This window comes from Bradyrhizobium sp. P5_C11_2, assembly GCF_054049755.1.
In genome coordinates this window covers 1-5688 of the sequence record NZ_JBFULT010000493.1, presented here as the reverse complement: position 1 = coordinate 5688, position 5688 = coordinate 1, and the positions used below count along the sequence as shown (strand labels likewise).

At 65.2% G+C, this 5688-nt stretch carries 6 protein-coding genes; 2 read left to right on the top strand and 4 right to left on the bottom strand.

Annotated elements, in window-relative coordinates:
* From ACXJL8_RS31995 to ACXJL8_RS31980, 4 genes are all read right to left on the bottom strand, one after another.
* Positions 1-845 (bottom strand): TorF family putative porin (locus tag ACXJL8_RS31995; RefSeq protein WP_456686221.1); only part of this gene is annotated, 845 nt, incomplete at its 3' end.
* Positions 846-1278: 433 nt separating this feature from the next.
* On the bottom strand, positions 1279-1656 hold the full coding sequence (locus ACXJL8_RS31990; protein ID WP_456617511.1) for a histone: 378 nt from the start codon (positions 1654-1656) through the stop codon (positions 1279-1281).
* A 44-nt stretch (positions 1657-1700) separates the two neighbouring features.
* The gene (gene glcF, locus ACXJL8_RS31985) at positions 1701-3047 is read right to left on the bottom strand and encodes a glycolate oxidase subunit GlcF (RefSeq protein ID WP_456617510.1); all 1347 of its coding nucleotides are present in this window, start codon (positions 3045-3047) and stop codon (positions 1701-1703) included.
* Positions 3044-4282 carry an FAD-binding protein gene (locus tag ACXJL8_RS31980; RefSeq protein WP_456617509.1) on the bottom strand — a complete coding sequence of 413 codons (1239 nt, stop codon included), beginning with the start codon at positions 4280-4282 and terminating at the stop codon, positions 3044-3046. Before ACXJL8_RS31980 ends, glcF begins: the two co-directional genes overlap by 4 nt.
* Positions 4283-4563: 281 nt before the next feature.
* On the opposite strand from ACXJL8_RS31980, the gene ACXJL8_RS31975 reads away from it, so the two are divergent.
* Both ACXJL8_RS31975 and ACXJL8_RS31970 read left to right on the top strand, forming a co-directional pair.
* Positions 4564-5049 (top strand): putative quinol monooxygenase, encoded by a 486-nt coding sequence (locus ACXJL8_RS31975; RefSeq protein WP_456617508.1) that lies wholly within the window; start codon positions 4564-4566, stop codon positions 5047-5049.
* Positions 5050-5067: 18 nt separating this feature from the next.
* Positions 5068-5688 (top strand): alpha/beta hydrolase (locus ACXJL8_RS31970; RefSeq protein ID WP_456686220.1); only part of this gene is annotated, 621 nt, incomplete at its 3' end.

The following is a 5688-nucleotide window of genomic DNA, read 5'->3' as shown; positions in this document are numbered from 1 at the left end:
GTGTCGTAGTAGCGCAGGTCGAGCGTGAACACCTTGTAGGTGAAGCCGACGCCGACGTTCCAGGTGTTGTAGCTCGGCTCCTTGATGCCGTTCGCGTAAACCGGATCGCCCGCGATGCCGTAGAAGATGTCGGAGGTGCCGAGCCACTGGCGGCCGAATTCACCCGACACATACATGCCGACGCCGCTGGCGCCGAAGGTCGTGCTCGGTGCGGTCCACTTCGCGGTGATCGAAGCGTAGTTGCCCCAGGCGCCGAGGTTCAGGAAGTTCGGCGAATAGTACTCGTTGAAACCAACCACCCACTGGTCGTTGATGTTGATGTTCAACTTGGCATAGGCTTCGAAGAAGCTCGCGTCCTTCTTGGCAAAGTTGCCGTTGATCGGAAGGCCGATGGCGCCCTGCGAGTAGTCGATGTCGGTGCCGCAATTGCCCTGGGCGAGCGTGCCCTGCGAGCCGAAGCAGCTTCCGCCCGGATAGAGGTAACCCCAGACACCGAAGTCGAAGGCGAACATGCCGAAGGTCGGGCGGATACCGCCGTAGATATCAACTTCGGCCGCGGCGCGGTTCGGGAACGAGATGCTCTCCGCGGACGCACCGATGTAGAGCTGGAGGTCCTTGTTGACATTGTAGCGCGGCTCGAAATAGGCGGCCACCGACGGCTTGTGGTTCGACTGGGTGACACCGCGGAAGATGTAATCGCTCATGATGCCGCCACCGAAGGCGATATCCCAGGGATCAAAGGCGGGCGGCGGCGGGGCCTTCAAAGCCTTGACCGGCATGTCTGCCGCGAAAGCCGAACCCGTCACCAATGCCAGCGCCGTTGCCAACAAAGCCACTTTTTTCATTTCGATCCCCATCACCAGTTCTCAGACCCCAGTCGGATCCCGGAAGCCCCCCGGGGCAAACGACCTGACTGCAAAATTACGTAACTGCGACAATCTGGAGGGAGGGATGCAAACCGTGAAGCAAAAAACGCGGGCATCTGCCGACTTTTTAGGCGTTCTGACGATTCCGCGAAAGGTTGTCACCATGTGTTGCTTCCCGATCACATTATTTTGCCTTCCAAAGTGCACAGAGGCACCGTGGTAGGTACGGGTTCGGGAGATCGTGGCGCCCGCGCTACGAATCGGACCGGGGGCAAGGCTTGGAGCAAAGCTTGGTAGCCGGTCGACAAGACCCTGGCGGCTGCCCGAGATGCCTGCGGCGATGCAAAAAGGCCGCAGCGTCGCCGCCACGGCCTTTCTGGTTGCAGTCGTTCTGGAGGATGCCGGAGGGGGCCTAGCCCTGCCCTTCGGCCGGCGCCGGGTCCGCGGCGGACGAAGGCATCGCCCAGCTCGTTTCCGGTGCAGGCGAAGCAGCGGCCGCCGGAGCATCCATCGGAGCCGGCGCTGGTTTCGCCTTGACCGCGCTCTTCTTGGGCGCCGCCTTCTTGGCGGCCTTCTTTGCAGTCTGCTTTACAGCCTTCTTGGCGGCCTTCTTCGGCGCGGCCTTCTTGGCCGATTTCTTTGCAGACTTCTTCGCGGATTTTTTCGCTGATTTCTTCGCGGATTTCTTGGCGGCCTTCTTCGTCGCCTTCTTCGCGGTCTTCTTCTTCGCCGCTACGGTCTTCTTGGCCTTCTTTGCCTTCTTGCTTTTCTTCTTCTTCGCTTTCGCCATCGTGGTCCTCCTGTTGCCGCCAGACAATGGTCGATCGGGCGCCTTCAGCCGTCACCTCCGGATGCGGCGCCGCTCGACGAATTCAATGCCGGCCGCGAACCGCCCGTAGCCCAATCGAGAAGCTCAATCGTGTGCACGACCGGAACTGACGTACCACTGGCAATCTGCACCATGCAGCCGATATTGCCCGCGGCGATCATGTCCGGCTTGACGCTCGCGATGTTGGCGACCTTGCGATCGCGCAACCTGCCCGCAAGGTCGGGCTGGAGAATGTTGTAGGTCCCCGCCGAACCGCAACACAAATGGCTCTCGGGGACATCTTTCACCACGAATCCATTCTTGGAAAGCAATTCTTTCGGAAGCGCCGTGATTTTCTGGCCATGCTGCAACGAACAAGCGGAGTGATAGGCGACGACGATGTTGTCCTGTCGCGCGGGCGACGCGAGTCCAAGACCGGCGACGTATTCGGTGATGTCCTTGGCGAGTGCGGAGACACGCGCCGCATCGGCTGCGAACGCGCGATCCTCGCGCAGCAGATAGCCGTAGTCCTTGATGACCGTACCGCAGCCGGAGGCCGTCACCAGAATGGCGTCGAGCCCCTCGCCTGCGGCCTCCGCCCGCCACGCCGCGACATTGGCGCGGGCGCGCGCGAGCGCATCGTCGTCGTGGCCGAGGTGATGGGTCAAGGCGCCGCAACACTGCTCGTCCTTGACCAGCACGACCTCGATGCCGTGGCGGGTGAGAAGGTTGATCGCGGCCTGGTTGATGCGCGGCGCCAGCACCTGCTGGGCGCAGCCCTGAAGCAGCGCGACCCGGCCCCGCTTCTTGCCCAGTGCCGCGAACACGCTGCCCGCGGCGGGGCCCGGCGCGGGCAGGCGGCTCGGGGCAAGGGCGAGCATTGCCTTGATACGCTGGATCAGGCCGGGCGTGGCCGACGGCCGCGGCGTCGGCAGGAACACGGCAAGGGGCCGCGCCAGCCGCGCCAACCGCATGCTGGCGCGGAAGCGCCGCGGGTCCGGCAGGACGAAGGCCAGCACCTGGCGCAGCAGCCGCTCGGCCAGCGGCCGCCGATAGCGCTGCTCGATCCTGACCCGGGCCTGGTCGACGAGGTGCATGTAGTTCACCCCTGAGGGGCAGGTGGTCATGCAGGCAAGGCACGACAGGCAGCGATCGACGTGCTTGACCACCTCCGCCGTCGGCGCCTGGTCCTTCTCCAGCATCTCCTTGATCAGATAGATGCGGCCGCGGGGGCTATCGAGCTCGTCGCCGAGCAGCACATAGGTCGGACAGGTTGCGGTGCAGAAGCCGCAATGGACGCAGGCGCGCAGGATCTTGTCGGCTTGCGCAATGTCGGGATCGGCGAGCTGCGCGAGTGAGAATTCGGTCTTCATGCCGCAGCGCCCCGCGTCAGCCGGCCCCGGTTGAGAATGGTCTTCGGATCGAAGCTGGCGCGCACCCGGTCGCTCAGGGCGGCGACGCCCGGGGCTTGCGGATGGAACACATCGACACTGCGCCTGACGTCCTCGGCCGCCCGGATCAGCGTGGCGTGGCCGCCGACGGCATTTGCGCGCTGGCGCACGGCTGGCGCATGCGCATCGGGCTTCGGCGGCAGCGCCGCCCAGATCAACCCGCCGCCCCAATCGTAGATCACGTCGCCGCCAGTCTCGCGCGCCAATTGCGTGCCGAGCGCCGCCCCTGACGCCGGCGGGCAGACGATCCGCCACACCGGCCAGGCGCCGAGCGCGCCGCTGGCCGCGAACGGCAGGACGTCGCGGATGGTGGCCCACAGCACGGAGGACGCCGCGTCCTCGATCAGGGTCGCGGTTCCAAACGGCGCCAGCAGCTCCCGCAGCGAGCCGGCGCGATGGGCGGCGGAAGCCGTGATGCCCTCGAGCCGCAACACGGTCAACGCCTCGCTTTGGCTTGCGATGTCGCCGAGCCCTTCCATCTTGCCCCGGAACGCCGATTTCGGCAGATGTGCGGCGGCGGAGACGTCGAAGGGCGAGCCGAGCGCCGCGGTCATGGCCTTGTTGGCCGCGGCATCGTCCAGCCCGCGGAGCAGCAGCGTCCGCTCGGCTTCCGGCTTTGGCATCACCTTGAGCGTGACCTCGGTCATCACCGACAGCGTGCCCCAGGACCCCGCCAGCAGCTTGCAGAGATCGTAGCCGGTGACGTTCTTCACCACCTTGCCGCCGGTCTTGAAGCTGTCGCCGAAGCCGGACACGGCGTGTGCGCCCAGCAGATGGTCGCGCGCCCCGCCCGCCTTGATGCGACGCGGCCCGGCGAGGCCAGCCGCGATCATGCCGCCGATGGTTCCGAGCACCGGCGTGCCCAGCAGCGGCGCCGTGTTGATCGGCTCGAAGGCGAATTGCTGGTTCTTGGAATCGATCAGCGACAGCACGTCGGCCAGCGGCGCGCCGGCCTGGAGCGTGACGATCAATTCGTTGGGTTCGTAGGCGGTCACCGCGCTCAGCACGGAGAGGTCGAGCATGGCGTTGGTCGCCATCGCATGGCCAATGCTGCGCTTGCTGCCATGGCCGATGATCTCGAGCGGCTGCTCGTTGGCAATCGCCGCGCGCACCACCTCTTCGACGTCTTTGGCGTCTCTGACCCTGAGCGTATCCACCCTTGTAGCGGGTAACGAAATTCCGCACCGAAATCAAATGCCGCGTGGTGCCGGCCCGCCCGCCACCTGCATGCGCCCGTCCATCAGCCGCGACAGGGGCATTGCGGCTCCGCCGTCTGACGAAAATCCATCACGCCAGCTGCACGGACCCCACTGCGACGTTTCGATCGAAATCGAAGCGTTCACGACATCGACACTTCGACGAGCGGCGAACCAAAGCCGCCGGGCCGTCGCTACAAATCTGCGCCGATCGCGATCGAGACCAACCGATGGAGACAGACATGCGATCGACACATGAGCGGCCGGTGCCGCGCACCCACGAAGCGTTCAGCCGCAGGTCCGTCGTCCGGGCCTTCGGGGCCGTGCTGGCGATCTATCTCTCGCCATGGACGGCGGCGTCATCTCAAGCCCAGCAGCAAGGAGGAAGGACCATGAACCACTATGCCACACAGAAATCTCTCAGCGACGCCGTCGACGGCGGCGGCCTGCTCGTCGTCGCGCAATGGGAGGCGAAGCCGGGCGAGGCCGACAAGGTCGCCGCGATCCTCGACCGCTTCCTGCCGGAGGCGCAGCGCGAGAACGGCGTCAAGCTGTTCCTGATCTCGCGCGCAAAGGACAATCCGGCCCAGTTCCTGTTCTACGAACTGTTCCGCGACGAGGCGGCCTTCAAGGAGCACCAGGAGAGCGCCCATTTCAAGACCTACATCGCCGGCGAAGCGCTGCCGCTGCTCGCAAGGCGCGAGCGGGCGCAATACGCGCTGCTGTAGCCGTCACAGGCGCTTGCCATGAAAGAGCGGCCGGCCTCGCCCCTCCTCGATCCGCGCGAACAGCATTTTCGCATCCCCGGTCCACGCAAGGATCTGTCGCTTTTTCTGCGGTTCCTGCCCGCAGACAGCAAGCCCGCGCAGCCACCTCGCGCCGTGCTCTACGTCCACGGCGCGACCTTTCCTTCCGCGCTTTCGATTGCGCATCGATTTGACGGCACGTCCTGGCGCGACGCACTTTGCGAGGCAGGCTTCGATGTCTGGGGACTGGACTTCTACGGCTACGGTGAATCCGACCGTTATCCGGAGATGGACAAGCCGCCTTTCGAAAGCCCTCCGCTTTGCGCCGCGCAGGATGCTGCGGAGCAGCTCGCGGCGGCCGTAGCGTTCATCCTCGACCGCCAGGACATCGAGAAACTGTCACTGATCGCACACTCCTGGGGCTCAATGCCGGCGAGCCTGTTTGCCGGAATGCAGCCGGCGCTGGTTGATCGCCTCGTGCTGTTCGCGCCTATCGGCCGGCGCGATGCGCAAAGCGTCGAAGCAACGCCGGACTTGTCCGCCTGGCGCATTGTCACGTCCGAGGAGCAGTGGAACCGTTTCATCGAGGATGTCCCGGCGCGCGAGCCCGCCGTGCTGTCT